This is a genomic window from Paenibacillus sp. GCM10023252, assembly GCF_042653305.1.
GTDB lineage: Bacteria > Bacillota > Bacilli > Paenibacillales > Paenibacillaceae > Pristimantibacillus.
Genome location: NZ_JBHSHW010000001.1, coordinates 18,742 through 33,240, shown reverse-complemented (window position 1 = coordinate 33,240; position 14,499 = coordinate 18,742). Strand labels below are relative to the sequence as shown.

General features: G+C 54.5%; 12 protein-coding genes. All 12 read left to right on the top strand.

All coding sequences use genetic code 11. The features are described from left to right. Positions 1–63 precede the first annotated feature (63 nt). Positions 64–333, top strand: a complete 270-nt coding sequence (locus ACFO9Q_RS00145) for an HPr family phosphocarrier protein (protein WP_379177413.1) — start codon at positions 64–66, stop codon at positions 331–333. 3 nt (positions 334–336) lie between these two features. Then, on the top strand, positions 337–2,100 hold the full coding sequence (locus ACFO9Q_RS00140) for an ABC transporter ATP-binding protein (protein ID WP_379177994.1): 1,764 nt from the start codon (positions 337–339) through the stop codon (positions 2,098–2,100). Positions 2,101–2,131: 31 nt separating this feature from the next. After that, positions 2,132–3,952 (top strand): ABC transporter ATP-binding protein, encoded by a 1,821-nt coding sequence (locus ACFO9Q_RS00135; protein WP_379177992.1) that lies wholly within the window; start codon positions 2,132–2,134, stop codon positions 3,950–3,952. A gap of 105 nt (positions 3,953–4,057) precedes the next feature. Next, entirely contained in the window at positions 4,058–4,705 is a 648-nt protein-coding gene (locus ACFO9Q_RS00130) for a hypothetical protein (protein ID WP_379177411.1), read from the top strand. 260 nt (positions 4,706–4,965) lie between these two features. After that, the gene (locus ACFO9Q_RS00125; RefSeq protein WP_379177409.1) at positions 4,966–5,469 is read left to right on the top strand and encodes a DinB family protein; all 504 of its coding nucleotides are present in this window, start codon (positions 4,966–4,968) and stop codon (positions 5,467–5,469) included. 33 nt (positions 5,470–5,502) lie between these two features. After that, positions 5,503–6,162 (top strand): PIG-L deacetylase family protein, encoded by a 660-nt coding sequence (locus ACFO9Q_RS00120; RefSeq protein WP_379177407.1) that lies wholly within the window; start codon positions 5,503–5,505, stop codon positions 6,160–6,162. A 157-nt stretch (positions 6,163–6,319) separates the two neighbouring features. Then, on the top strand, positions 6,320–8,761 hold the full coding sequence (locus tag ACFO9Q_RS00115; protein WP_379177405.1) for a hypothetical protein: 2,442 nt from the start codon (positions 6,320–6,322) through the stop codon (positions 8,759–8,761). A gap of 65 nt (positions 8,762–8,826) precedes the next feature. Next, positions 8,827–9,759, top strand: a complete 933-nt coding sequence (locus ACFO9Q_RS00110) for an ABC transporter ATP-binding protein (RefSeq protein WP_379177990.1) — start codon at positions 8,827–8,829, stop codon at positions 9,757–9,759. Further along, positions 9,756–10,652: an ABC transporter permease gene (locus tag ACFO9Q_RS00105; RefSeq protein WP_379177403.1), complete on the top strand. Its 897-nt coding sequence runs from the start codon at positions 9,756–9,758 to the stop codon at positions 10,650–10,652. Before ACFO9Q_RS00110 ends, ACFO9Q_RS00105 begins: the two co-directional genes overlap by 4 nt. 38 nt (positions 10,653–10,690) lie before the next feature. Then, positions 10,691–12,481 (top strand): hypothetical protein, encoded by a 1,791-nt coding sequence (locus ACFO9Q_RS00100; RefSeq protein ID WP_379177401.1) that lies wholly within the window; start codon positions 10,691–10,693, stop codon positions 12,479–12,481. A 27-nt stretch (positions 12,482–12,508) separates the two neighbouring features. Continuing rightward, on the top strand, positions 12,509–13,498 hold the full coding sequence (locus tag ACFO9Q_RS00095) for an AAA family ATPase (RefSeq protein WP_379177399.1): 990 nt from the start codon (positions 12,509–12,511) through the stop codon (positions 13,496–13,498). Next, positions 13,495–14,490, top strand: a complete 996-nt coding sequence (locus ACFO9Q_RS00090; RefSeq protein ID WP_379177397.1) for a DUF58 domain-containing protein — start codon at positions 13,495–13,497, stop codon at positions 14,488–14,490. The genes ACFO9Q_RS00095 and ACFO9Q_RS00090 overlap by 4 nt, the downstream gene beginning before the upstream one ends. The last annotated feature ends 9 nt before the right edge of the window (positions 14,491–14,499 follow it).

Sequence of the window (14,499 nt, the reverse complement as noted above, 5' to 3'; positions counted from 1 at the left end):
ATAATAGAACATACAATGTTTGACTTGTAACCGCTTGCACAAAAAGGGTGGAGGGCCGATGCTATGCGAGTACATGAATTCCGCATTGCTGCTGATCTGGAACGCGAGGAGTTAATTGCTATCTCCGTGAAGGCGTCACGCTTCATCTCGGATATTATCTTGTCCTTCACGTACAATGATTCGGATCATACCGTTGATGTGAAGAGCCTACTCGGCATTCTGCTGCTGCCCATTAAGGCAGGCTCGATCGTATGCTTGCGCACACGAGGCCGGGATGAGCTGGAGGCGCTGGAATATGTACTCGGATTATTCGCGGCGAAGGAGGGGGGATGAGCGATTCGATACTTAAGCAAGTATAGGAGCAAGTATGGGAACAGATTCTGCCTCGCTGTCTTGCTGGTAGCCTGCGAAGCTGCCGTTGACCTGCTGCAGCCTGCGATGCTGGCGCTCATCATAGATGAAGGCATTGCGGAACGGGATATAAGTGGGGTCATTCGCCTCGGGGGCATTATGCTCTTGCTTACCGCAGGCGGGGCGTTAGCGGCGGCAGGGCGGAACATCATTGCGAGCCAAGTGTCACAGAACTTCGGCTCTGAGCTGAGATATGACTTGTTCCGGCATATACAGACGCTCTCCTTCGGGCTCATCGATCGCTTCGACCGGGCCTCCCTCGTGACGAGACTGACGAATGATGTGACGCAAGTACAGAACTTCGTTAACGGCATGATGAGAATCTTCGTCAAGGCACCGCTGCTGTGCATAGGCAGCTTGATTATGGCGGTGAACTTGAATCCGCAGCTCGCAGTCGTGCTTGTCATCGTCGTCCCTATTGTCGGAGGAATCATCGCGCTCAATATGAAGATGGGATTCCCCCGATTCATGCGAGTGCAGCAGGCAATGGATCTCCTCAGCAGTACGATGCGCGAGTATCTGTCGGGCATTCGTGTCGTCAAGGCATTCGGCCGCTCTAACTACGAATCGGCTAAGTTCAATAGCAGCAATGAACATTATCAGGAGGAGGCCGCAGCTGCTGTTCGAGCCATGGCCGTGTTCAACCCTGTCATTACCTTAACCGTTAATCTAGGTATCGCTGCTGTAATCTGGATCAGCGGTATGAGGATCAATGGGGGGCAGATGCCCGTAGGCCAGACGGTCGCCTTCGTCAATTATATGACGCAGATCCTATTCTCCCTCATGATGATCTCCTTCGTGCTGAATATGTACGTTCGGGCTAAGGCTTCCTCCGGGCGTATCCGTGAAGTATTCGCTGCAGAGAATGAGATGACATGGGATGAGGACGCTGCAGAGCAGATGGAGGGACGAGGCCACATCTCCTTCGACAATGTCAGCTTCTCCTATGCGGGCCAATCGGGCGAACCGATTCTGCGGGGCATCCAGCTTAGCTGTAAGCCAGGCGAGACGATCGGTCTGATAGGCTCCACAGGGTCAGGCAAGACGAGCTTGGTGCAGCTCATTCCAAGATTCTATGACACGTCCTCCGGCATGGTTCGGGTGAACGGAGTCGACGTGCGCAAGCTGAATCCTGCTATTCTCCGCGAGAGGGTGGCCATCGTGCCGCAGAAGACCGTCTTATTCTCCGGAACGATTAGAGCCAATATTCGCTGGGGCAATGAGGAGGCCGGAGATGAGGAAGTGGAGCATGCCGCTCAGCTTGCTGCAGCCCATGCCTTCATCCAAGACTTCCCGAGCGGGTACGATACTCGAATTGGTCAAGACGGCGTCAACTTATCAGGGGGGCAGAAGCAGAGAATCTCTATTGCAAGAGCGCTGCTGCGGAAGCCCGAGATTCTCATCCTTGATGATTGCACGAGCGCGGTAGACGCCTCGACGGAAGCGGCCATCAAGGAGTCGTTGCGGAGCTATGCCAGCGACCTCACTTGTATCCTCATTGCTCAGCGCATTACTTCCGTCATGGACGCAGATCAGATTATTGTCCTAGAGGATGGCGAGGTTGCAGGCATTGGCAGCCATAAGGAGCTCCTGCAAGAGTGTAACGTCTATAGGGAGATCTACCGGTCTCAGCTAGGGAAGGAGGAATTAGCCCATGAAGCAGGGGGCAGACAACCCATCGGAGGCTAGACGCGCAGAGTCTGCTGCTAATGCCTCTCCTATGCCGCCTTCCGCACTGCCATCAGGCTCAGGCTACGCCGCAGCAAGGGGCAAGCCTGTCATGAAGCCCGCGAACTTCAAGGGCACATTAGCTAGGCTATGGACTTACATAGGGAAGGAGAGAGGAAGGCTAGGTGCCGTATTCACCCTTATCCTGGTGAACGCGCTAGTCCTCCTGCTCGTTCCCTACTTCATAGGTCGGTCGATTGATGCCATGGCTCCTGGACCAGGTGAAGTAGACTGGGAATTGCTGCAACTGGTGCTTGCTGTCCTGCTAACCGCCTACGCTGTAGATGCAGTATTGTCCTTCCTGCAAGGCTGGTTGATGGCCGGAATTGCTCAGAGGATCGTGAGGTCGCTTCGGACAGCTATGTTCGACAAGCTGCAGAAGCTGCCTCTGCTGTACTTCGACACGCATCGCCACGGAGAAGTGATGAGCAGGCTGTCCAATGACACGGACAATGTAAGCACGACGATCTCGCAATCCATTACACAGCTGATTACAGGAAGCATAGCCATCGTCGGCTCTCTCGTCATGATGCTTGTCCTCAGCCCTCTGCTGACCCTTGCCTGCCTGCTTACCGTCCCTCTCGTATACCTGCTGGCTCGAACCGTAACGAAGAGGACGAGCAGGCTGTTCAAGGCGCAGCAATCGGAGCTTGGTCATCTAAGCGGACTCATGGAAGAGACCATATCCGGGTTAACTGTCGTGAAGGCCTTCAATCGAGAGGAGAAGGTCATTCAGGAGTTCAAGGCAGGGAATGACAGGCTGACAGAGGTCGGGACGAAGGCGCAGATCTGGTCCGGCTTCATGATGCCGCTGTTAGGTGTCATTAACAATCTTGGCTTCGCTGCAGTCGCGCTTGTCGGCGGAATACTCGCTGTTCAGGAGATGATCACCATCGGTGTCATTGCCAGCTTCCTGAGTTATTCCCGGCAATTCGTTCGTCCGCTTAATGAGCTGGCGAATATGTTCAATGTGCTTCAATCTGGATTAGCAGGAGCAGAGCGGGTATTCGAGGTGCTGGATGAATCGGAGGAAGTATCCGATGAGGCAGGCTCGGTGGAGCTGGTTCACCCTAGAGGAGAGGTCATATTCGACCAAGTCAGCTTCGGTTACAAGCCGGGAGAGCCGGTGCTGAGGGACATTAGCTTCCGAGCAAGCGCCGGAACCAGGACTGCAATCGTAGGACCGACTGGGGCTGGCAAGACGACAATCGTTAATCTGATGACCAGATTCTATGAGCTATCAGGCGGGAAGGTCATGATTGACGGCAGAGATATACGCGAGTACACGCGCGGTAGCCTTCGACAGAGCTTCGGAATTGTCCTGCAGGATACTTATCTGTTCAGAGGGACGATTAAGGAGAATATTCGCTATGGGAAGGAAGAAGCTTCAGAGGAAGAGATTGTGAGGGCGGCCAGAATGGCGAATGCGGATGGATTCATCCGCAGACTGCCCATGCAATACGATACTCTGTTGTCGGAGAACGGCGGCAATCTGAGCCAGGGGCAGCGTCAGCTGCTTGCCATTACACGAGTCCTCCTGGCGCAGCCATCTATCCTCATTCTAGATGAAGCTACCAGCAGCATAGATACTCGAACCGAGCTTCATATACAGGATGCGCTGCACCAGATCATGAAGGGGCGAACCACGTTCATTATTGCACATCGCCTGAATACGATTAGAGATGCAGATTCAATCATGGTCATAGACCGCGGAGCCATCGTGGAGCAAGGTACACATGATGAGCTCATCCTCCAGGAAGGCGTCTACCGCCAGATGTTCTACAATCAGTTCAAGAATCTCCAGCAAGCATGAGGGTTCGCTTAGCAGTCCGCCCAATCCTCTCGGCCCAGTGACTCATAGTCTATAGGGAGCATGAATAGATGATGATCCATCATCTCCGAGAGGGGAGTAGGGCTAATGAAGCCATCAACCGTGTTGTTGACCTCACGGGTAAGACCAATCATGAAGCGGCCGAAGTGTGCCACTGCTTCAAGGGTGGGGAAGGGAAGGCCGCAACAGCAAGTAAGCTCAGCCATATTGCGCAAGGTAGCTAGGACGATGCTGCCGTTCTATCAAGCGATAGCTTCAAGGCCGGCCTATGCGGCTAAGTGGAGCGCAGCAGTGGTAGATGCAGATCTAGACAGCATGAAGAAGCTCCTCAGTGAAGTGTCTGCTGAGCTAGGGAGGCTGGCCTACGGAACGAACGGTATCGGATACTTCATTACCTTCGGATTCAGAGGCTCAGACTATGGATACACGAACGGAACGACGATTCCCCCTGGTACAGTGCAGTTCAAGTTCCAGACGAATGTGCATCGGAGGCTTGCGAGGGCTGTCATACCGTATTACAGAGCCTTGGCCTATCGTCCAGCTTACAGAGAGGCAGTAGTCAGGAGCATTCGGGACGGTCATTCTGATCATCTGGAGCGGATTGTCCGCTCCAAGGTGAAGAGCAGCGCACTGAAGAGTGTTCAAGTAGAGAGTTCGGGCACAGCGCTAACCTTCAAGTATAGAAGCAGCAAGTACGCTTATCGCAATCTGCTGTTCCTGGAAGGTGTCCTCTAGACATTAGCGAGACGTGCCCGGCTTGTTCAATTGCTGCATGAGGCCAGCAATGGCTGCCCTTAAGCCGCTGTCAGGTGGAGATACTCACTTGGCAGCGGCTTGAACCGTTGTGCCGAAGATCAACAGAGCATGCGCATTCAATCATGTATGGCATGTATCATGACTGACAGTATGCTGTCAGTCAATGTCGTGTATATTGTATGTGAGGGATTGACGTACGGTATCCCATCACTGCCCATAATGAATTGGAGGCTGTTACCATGTCCATGTTCACAACTATTGAAGACTTCGTGAAGGATTATACGAATGAGTCCGAAGCTACACAGCGCCTGCTTGATCGGTTAACTGACGAATCCCTTCAATATTCAATCGATCCCGAACGACGCACGATTGGCCAATTAGCTAATCATCTAGTCCCGCCGAACAGCATGCTGGCACCTACAGGCCTGCAGCTGAATCTTCCTGATGGCCAGCCGCAGCAGCTTACAAGCGCAGCCGATATTGCCGAAGCCTATCGCAGGACTAAGGAGAGTGTACTTGAGGCCGTTGCCGCTCAGTGGACAGATGAATCTCTGCAAGAGGAGCATGAAGTGTTCGGCTACCAATGGAAGAACGGCTATACGTTAGAAGTGTTCATCCGTCATGAAGTCCATCATCGCGGTCAACTTACGGTACTGATGCGGGGAGCAGGCTTGCCGGTATCCGGTGTCTATGGCCCGACGAAGGAAGAATGGTCAGCCTTCGGGATGGAAGCACCAGCTTAGCATATAGAATGAAGACAAGGGGTTGGTTACATCATGAGAGAGACCATAGCATTCGTGTACGCTCATCCGGATGATGAGACCTTCCTCAGCGGCGGGCTCATTAGACAGTTAGCGGATCAGGGTAATCATCCCGTGCTGCTGCTGGCAACCTACGGAGACGCAGGGAAGAAGAACGGCAGCTACGGGCATTACAGCAACGCACAATTGGCAGAGCTTAGGAAGTCCGAGATGACGGAAGCGGCACATATTCTCGGAATTAATGCCGTTAATTATTTAGGTCATGAAGATGGGAAGCTGAATGCCGTCCATGAGGGCAGCTTCATAGATGAAGTGGCAGCCTTCCTTAATGAGCATAAGCCCAGTGAAGTGTACACGTTCCCAGAGAACGGGGGCAACGAGCATCCCGATCATATCGCCATCTCTTACATAACAACAGCGGCGGTTCTAAGCGGAAGATGTCCGTCTGTGAAGCGGTTATATTATGCCGATGTGCAAGGCATGGGCGATGGGGAAGGAAGCTTCCGACTGGATATTGAACCGTATTGGAAGGTGAAGGCTAAGGCGCTGCAAGCGCATGACTCGCAGATTCATGCCATTCATCGCTTCTTCGGCAGCTTGGAGGTGTGTCCGCCTGAGCGTAAGTATGAGTCATTCCGTCTCCGCTGGACCAGGCCAACCATACAGGACAATTAAACGTACCGAATAGAATGATAGGCAATAATGAATAACCCGACGCCTGATGGCGTCGGTTTTTTTTGTCGATATAGGCAGAAGTTAGCAACTATTGGTCTGGAAAATTCGTTAATATTAGGATGAATATAATACATAGAGGATGGAGAGAGGCAGAATCGTGATTGACTATGGGAATCTATGCAAGCGGGCCATCGCTTATATGCTGCTGTGCTTAATGGCAGCGGGAATATGGCTGCAGGGCGCCGGGGCTATACAGGCTGCGCCTGAGGAGCCGAAGCCTCGGCTCCAGATGGAAGCTGAAGTAAGCTACAACGGAATGACCAAGGATCAGGAGTGGTATCCTGTAAGACTGACCGTAACGAATAACACAGACAAGGACTTGAAGGGCGAGATCGTCCTGTCTGCCTTATCGCCATTCGACGGAACAACAACGGATTATGCTGTAGAGGCGGAGCTCCCTAAGCATACCCCTATGACCTACACGCTCGCCTTGCCAGGCATTCAGTTGAATAAGGATACGAATGAGGTGAACTTCTACCAAGGGTCGAAGAAGTCAGGAACTCGTATACCGATTCTTAATAGCCAAGGACAGAGTTACTTAGAGAGTAATCCATTGAGCAGCAACACAATTGGGGTTATCTCTCGCGATCCAGACACGCTGAACTTCCTGCCTGCTCTGAATCAGAGAGGCTATAACGTCTCCATCATTCCAATTAAGGAAGAGCAGCTTCCCGAGTCAGCCGTTCTCCTAGATTCCTTCCAAACCATTGTCATTAATGATACGGCAACGTCCAGCTGGTCCGAGAGGCAGGTTAAGGCCATTAACGGCTGGGTTCAGGGTGGAGGAACTCTAGTCCTGGCGGGAGGCGCCGGCTATGACAAGACGGCGAGAGCGTTCGAGTCGATCACACCAGTGAAGCCAGGCGGGACTGCCTCTCTGACCTCCGCCAGCACATTATCCTTAGCGGGCGGGAAGCCGCTTGAGCTGAACAGCACGGTCACTCTATCCAAGGGTGATACAGCTGCTGACGGACAGATTCTCCTCGCAGAGGGAGGCATCCCCCTCGCGGTTAGCAAGCCTATGGGCAAGGGAACGGTTCTATATGTTGCTTTCGATCCGTCTCTAGAGCCGTTAGCTTCCTGGTCCGGAAGCCCTATGTTATGGGCGAAGCTGCTGAAGAACAACTTAAGTGCTCTTCCAAGCGGGTTGAACAACAATCAGTTATTTTACGGCTTGCAAAATATTATTGATTATTTTCCATCGATACAGCCGCCTGACTTTAAGCTGCTGCTTGTTATTTTCATCATCTACATGATTATTGTGGCTCCGGTTCTATACGTCATTCTTGCCAAGAGAGACAAGCGTGAATGGGCATGGTGGCTCATTCCCGCTGTGTCGGTCATTACGGGTATCGTTATCTTCTACTTCGGTGCGGACGACAAGAGGCAGATCCTAGCTCATAACATTCAAGTGGTAGAGCTGACTGGCAGAGGTGACGGGGTAAGAACGGGTGCGATTGGTGTGTTCATGCCTCAAGGCGGGACTGTGGAAGTCAAGTATAAGGACGAGAAGTCTCTCATCTCCTATGGCAGTAATCAAGGTCGAATGGGGGGAGGGGGAGTGGACCTGGCCGGCCTGACGAAGGTCAGCTCACAGAAGGATGCTGCGCAGATTACTTGGCAGGGCGTTCCTTATTGGTCAACCAGGAAGGCCTGGGTGACAAGCGAGCCTATTGGAGATCAGGCAGGAAGCTTCCTCATCAAGTCGCGCAAGGTACAAGGAGATTATGAAGTAACCGTGACGAATGAGACGAATCACCATCTGAAGCATGTCCATGTCGTGATGTCCGGACAAGTCTATTCCATCGGGGAACTAGACAAGCAGGAGAGCGGAGTAGTCAAGCTCCCAGCGGCAGCTGCTCCTCTGTCGAATAATGGCTATTATCCACTGGGATATATGATATTCCCGAACAACAATCAACCTAATGGCAGCTTCATTAACACGAATGACGAAGCCCACAGAGAGCGCGAGCTGCTTGATCAATATTATCAGAACATGATGAACAACAGCCGGAATAACAGCGGGATATCTCCTAATTCCCCGCAGATCATCGCCTTCAGCTATGACCACGAGCCGATGTATGAGGTGAATGGCAAGGAAGTGCGCTCGGACAACCTGACGATGTGGACTCAGAAGCTGGAGTACTTAACCGATGGGAAGCAGGAGACGGTATTGCCATTCGGTACGGTCACACCTGTCATTACCGAGCAAGGGGCAACACGAGTCGACTATCACGGAGATGGGGCCATGTACGCCACGAAGGGAGAGCTGCAATTCGAGTATAATCTACCGTCTACAAGCACAGTCCAGTATAAGGAATTGACGGTTCACATCGATTCGGCCTCTCAGCAGCAGAACCTTACTTGGAGCATATGGAGTGCACAGAAGCAACAGTGGGTAGATGTGCCGGTAGATCCTGGGAAGGTCGCGCCTTATCTAGTGGAAGGCATGGTCATTCGCATGAAGGTAACGATTAATAATGATACGGATCTGAGATTGCCGCAGATCTCGCTGAGAGGGGACGTGAAGAGCGAATGAACAGCGGCCAGCAACTTGCTCCGACCGAACAGAATATATCCGCAGCCTCTGAGGCTGATGTACCTATGATTGAGATTACCGGCCTTCGCAAAACGTTCGGGTCATTCCAAGCCTTGAAATCGATTGACCTCACGATACCCAAAGGTACGGTATTCGGGTTCGTTGGCCCGAACGGTGCGGGCAAATCGACTACGATGTCTATCCTGGCAACGTTAATGATACCGACAGCAGGTGTAGCGAAGGTAGACGGCTATGATGTGACGAAGTACCCGAACGAGGTTCGGAAGCGCATCGGCTATATGCCTGACTTCTTCGGGGTATACGACCAATTCAAGGCAACGGAGTACTTGCACTTCTACGGTGCGAGCTACGGCATTCCTAAGCACGAGAGAGAGCAGTTAATTCCACAGCTGCTGCAGCTGGTCAATCTAAGTGACAAAAAAGATGCCTATGTCGACACGCTATCCCGCGGGATGAAGCAGCGGCTATGTCTGGCTCGCTGTCTCGTTCATGATCCTGAGCTGCTCATCCTGGACGAGCCGGCTTCCGGTCTCGATCCTAGAGCTAGAATCGAGATGCGAGAGATATTAAGAGAATTGAAAAATATGGGTAAAACGATCATCATCTCCTCTCACATCCTGCCTGAGCTTGCGGAAATGGTAGACGAGATTGGCGTCATCGAGCATGGCGAGATGATTGCCAGAGGTAATGTAGCGGACATACAGAATCGACTGCGCGTGAAGCGATTCCTTCATATCCGACTGCTGGAGCGTGAGGATGAAGCAGAGAGCTATCTCGGAGATCAGCCCTTCGTCCATCATTTGCTGCGTGATGAGCGCGGCATTCAGATTCACTTCGGAGGAGGAGACGAGGAGCAGTCTACCCTGCTGCATAATTTAGTAGCTGGCGGCTTCAAGCTGGTCTCCTTCAGCGAAGCGCAGACGAATCTGGAGGATGTGTTCCTGGAGATCACAAGAGGAGGAGAAGGACTTCAATGACAACGAATCAATCTGCGGCCAAGTCCGTCAGCGGAGGCTGGCGCTCCAAGCTGATTAACCCGGTATTGGATAAGGAGTTCCGGCTGCGTATGCGGACTCCGCGTTCCATGTGGACCATACTTGCCTACCTATTCGCCATCGGCTTAATGGGGCTAAGCGCAATCTACTTAACGCAAGTGAACTATGGCGGCACCCAGGCGTTCAACCCCGAACAGAGCAAGATGCTGTTCATTATGTTAAGCCTTGCTCAGCTTGGACTAATTGCCTTCATGGCTCCAGGACTAACGGCAGGCGTCATTAGCGGGGAGAGGGAGAAGCAGACGTTAAGTCTGCTGCTGACTACACAACAGAGCTCGGCGACGATCATTCTAAGCAAGCTGTTATCATCCCTTAGCTTCATGATTCTGATCGTGGTCAGCACGATACCGGTGTACAGCATGATCTTCTTGTACGGCGGTGTGTCGCCCAAGCAGCTGCTGCTCGTGTTCATGTTCTATATCGTCACCATGATTGTGCTGGGTTCATTCGGTATTCTGTTCTCTACCTTGTTCAAGAAGACGATGATCTCGGTCATCGTTACGTATGGGGTTACGTTGTTCCTGTTCGCTGGAACGGCTCTGGTGTATGTAGTCGTCATGCAAGTCGTGGCGCGCGTGTCAACGCCTCCCTACTCCTTCCCGTGGATTGGGCACATCATGGCGCTTAACCCTGCAGCAGCACTCTACAGCATTCTAGAGCCTTCCATTACAGAGGAAATATTCTCATCAAGCATTAGCAACGTGCAGGGTAAGTATGCGCCGATGGCCTTGTGGCAGGAGTGGATACTCATCTTCTCCGTGGTCTCTGCTGGTGTGCTCTGGCTCAGTATTCGCAGACTTCGGCCTAGAGCGTAGTTAATAGATAGGCAAGGGGAATAAGGAGGGATGGCGATATGGAGGACGATACAGAGCTTCGACTGCGGAAGGAGCTGACACCTGTCCGCAAGAGGTTAACGCTGTTCACGCTATGCCGATATCTGATGCTAGGAACACTCTTCGGCAGTATCGGCGCTGTGCTGCTGCTCACCACATCTCGCTTGCTGCCCATCGTGAATGCTGGATGGCTCTCGGCTATGTTAGCGGCTGTCGGCAGCATAGCAGGGTTAGGGATAGGAATGAGCAAGTTCGCTACTGTACGTGATGCAGCTCGGACGATGGATCGGGATGATACTCAGGATGCTATAGGTACGGCATTGGACGGTTTTTCCTCTGGTATAGGTACGGGCAATGGAACCAGTGAGGATGCATGGAGTGGTACCAACAAGGTTAGTCCCATCGTGCGCATGCAGCGTGAGGCCGCGATAGAGGCGGCCGCTCGCTATACCGCTCAGCTAAGAGAGCGGCTGCCTTGGCCCGCCTGGCAGCGCTGGCGGAGCATGGTCTATGGTCTGGCTGCGGCAATGGCAGCAGCAGCAATGCTCCTGGTGTGGCCGAATCCGATGCAGGATAAGGCTGAGGCCTTGGCTGCTGCGATGCAGCAGCTGAAGGAGATGGAGGAGGAGGCAGAGCAGATCTCCTCCAAGATCCAGCAGGCGGAGCTCCCGAAGGAAGCGGAGCTCGCCCTGCTTCAGCCGCTGGAGGAGCTGCGAAGTCAGCTGAAGGCAAGCGGCAGCGACCCGCTGGAGGCGATGGAGGGGCTGGAGGAGGCGCTGCAGAAGCTGGAGCAGACGGCAGAGGCCGCGAAGCAGTCCGCTGAGCGGCTGTCGGAAGCGGCGGCGGCGATGAACAGCGAGCCGAGTCTGCGGAAGCTCGGCCAGTCGCTGCAGGATGGCGATACAGCAGGCATGAAGGATGCGGTGAGTGAGCTGAGAGAAGATCTGACGAAGCTTACCCCGGAGCAGCGCGAAGCGATGGCGAAGGCGCTGGAGAAGCTTGCAGCGGAGCAGCCCGAGCAGAGCAAGGAGCTCGCCGAAGCGCTGCAGCAGGCAGCGCAGCAAGCCCGCGAGGCCGGCTCGAGTGGAGCGGCCGGAGCCGGGGCAGGAGGCAGCGGCGAGGGCGACGGCCTCGATGCGCTGCAGAGCGCACTCGCCAGCGAGTTAACCGCTGGCGATCTGGAGGCGCTGGCCCGGTCCATGTCGGGCCAGCTCGCCCAGGCAGGGCAGGCGCTGGCGGAGCAGCTGGCGGCCCAAGGGCTTGCCGTGCCGCCGAGCGTTGCTGGCGGCACGGCAGGGCCCAGCGGCGCCGCGGGAGCGGCGGGCGCCGCCGGCCAGCCGGGCGCACCTGGCGGAGCCGCAGGTGCGAGCCCGGGTCCCGCCGGCACCGGACAGAGTCCCGGTGCCGGGCAAGGCGCAGGCTCCGGGCAGGGCACCGGAGCTGGCGCTGGGTCTGGTGCCGGGCAGGGTGCCGGCACTGGAAGCGGGCGTGGTGCCGGGCAGGGCACCGGCACCGGCTCGGGCAGCGGCGGGCAGGGCGCCGGCCTCGGCGCAGGCAGCCGCAGCATGGTGACGACGCCGCGCAGCATGCAAGGGTCCGGCAACGTCCAGCAAGACGGCGGTCCGTCCACCGGCGGCCAGATCCAGTACGGCGGCAAGTCGCCGATGATTGACGGAACGACTCGTCCCTATGACGAAGTGTTCAGCGAGTATAATGCGGAAGCGAAGCAAGCGCTAAGCCGGTCTCAGCTGCCGGAGAGCATGCAGGAGCGGGTTAAGGAATACTTCGAAGAGATTCAACCTAACCGTTAACGTTAAGCTAATATGAGGTGATTGAAGATGATAGAGACGAAGGAACAGCTTCATGAGATGACGGAGCACATTGCTGCACTGAGGGCGGAGATCGGCAAGGTGATTGTCGGTCAGCATACGGTTGTCGAGCAGCTGCTATGGTGCATCGTGGCGGGCGGTCATGCACTGCTGGAGGGAATACCCGGCCTTGGCAAAACCATGCTCATCCGAACACTTGCGGACACGATGGACCTCCAGTACTCCCGCATTCAATTCACACCAGACCTTATGCCGTCAGACATTACGGGAACGACACTGCTAGACTTCGGCTCGCAGGGAGCATCCTCCCAGCGCTTCCAGCCAGGACCGATCTTCGGCAATCTTGTCCTTGCCGATGAGATTAATCGGGCCACTCCGAAGACACAGAGCGCTCTCTTGGAAGCGATGCAGGAGGGGACAGTGACAGCGGGAGGCGAGAGTCACTCCCTGCCTCGGCCGTTCTTCGTCTTGGCTACACAGAACCCGATCGAGCAGGAAGGAACGTATCCGCTTCCGGAAGCACAGCTGGATCGATTCCTGCTGAAGATCGGCGTCGCGTACCCCACTCGTGAGGAATTGAAGCAGATTGCCATACGAACGACATCCTCGGAGAAGACGAGTGCAGCTCGCGTCATGAACCTGGACACCTTGAACGTGCTTCAGCGTGCGGCTAAGGATGTCCTGGTTGGGGAAGATGTGCTGGATCTAGCCGTCAGATTAGTGATGATGACTCACTCCTCCGAGCCGGATGCACCTGAGGAAGTGAAGCGCTATGTCAGGTACGGTGCTGGACCGCGAGCGCTGCAGGCTATAATCGCCGTGAGCAAGGTTCGTGCCTTATTCGCTGGACGGCTGCACCTCTCCTGGAACGACTTGAAGGAGACGGCGCTGCCTGTGCTGAGGCATCGGATCGTGCTCGGCTACGAAGCGACAGCGACAGGTAAGAGCACAGATCAGATTACGAGCAAGCTTATTCAAGTGCTGGAGGAGCAGCGATGACAAGCGAGACCACTGCTAAGCTGTCGTTGGAAGCGGTGCTTAAGCAGCTCTTGCCTGACCCGGTGCTGCTCCTTCAATTAGAGAGAATGAATGTCGCAGCGGGACGCAGAGTGAAGGGGACGCTGGCGGGGAAGCGGCGCTCATCCACATTAGGCGGATCACAAGAATTCGCGGATTATCGGCCATATTCACCCGGGGATGACATCCGGCGGCTGGACTGGAACGTATATAGCCGTACCCGCCGAGCCTATGTGAGGCAGTATTGGGATGAACAAGAGCTGCATGTCCACTTGTATGTGGATATATCTCCATCTATGAACTATGGCCTTGCACACACGAACAAGCTCTCTTATGCATTAAGGCTGGCAGCCAGCATCGGCTATGCTGCGTTGTCTGGGGAGGATCGGCTCTCCGTTAAGCTATTCAATCATACAATTGCGGGAGAGCTGCCTATCCTTCGGGGGCGAGGCGCTATTCCGCAGATGCTGACGTTCCTCGGCGAGCACAGCCATGCGGCTCCGAACGCTTATTCCCATTCGGCCGCTGAACAGCGTTCAGCAGAGCTAGCAGACTCTGCCGCCTTAGATATGTCCCTTCCGTTCCGTACGGCAAGGGGACGACCGCAGCGCGCCGGGGTGACCTGGTTAATTACCGATGCTCTGTATGAGGAAGGACTAGCGGACACGCTCGTCATGCTTGCTTCTACAGGCCAAGAGGTCGTCCTCATTCATCTGCTAAGTCCCCAAGAGATTAATCCTGAGCTGACCGGTGAGCTGCGTCTCATTGACAGCGAGTTGCTATCTGGCAAGGAGGTCGCTGTCAGCCAGCCATTGCTGGCTAAGTACCGCAATGAGGTGAAGGTGTTCGGTCAAGAGCAAGAGAGAATCTGTCATGAGCATGGTGTAGTCTACCAGTTCGTAGATACAGATACACCAGTTGAGTATACGGTCCAGCGAACGCTTGTCGAAGCTGGACTTCTACATATCCATTAAGGAGGACAG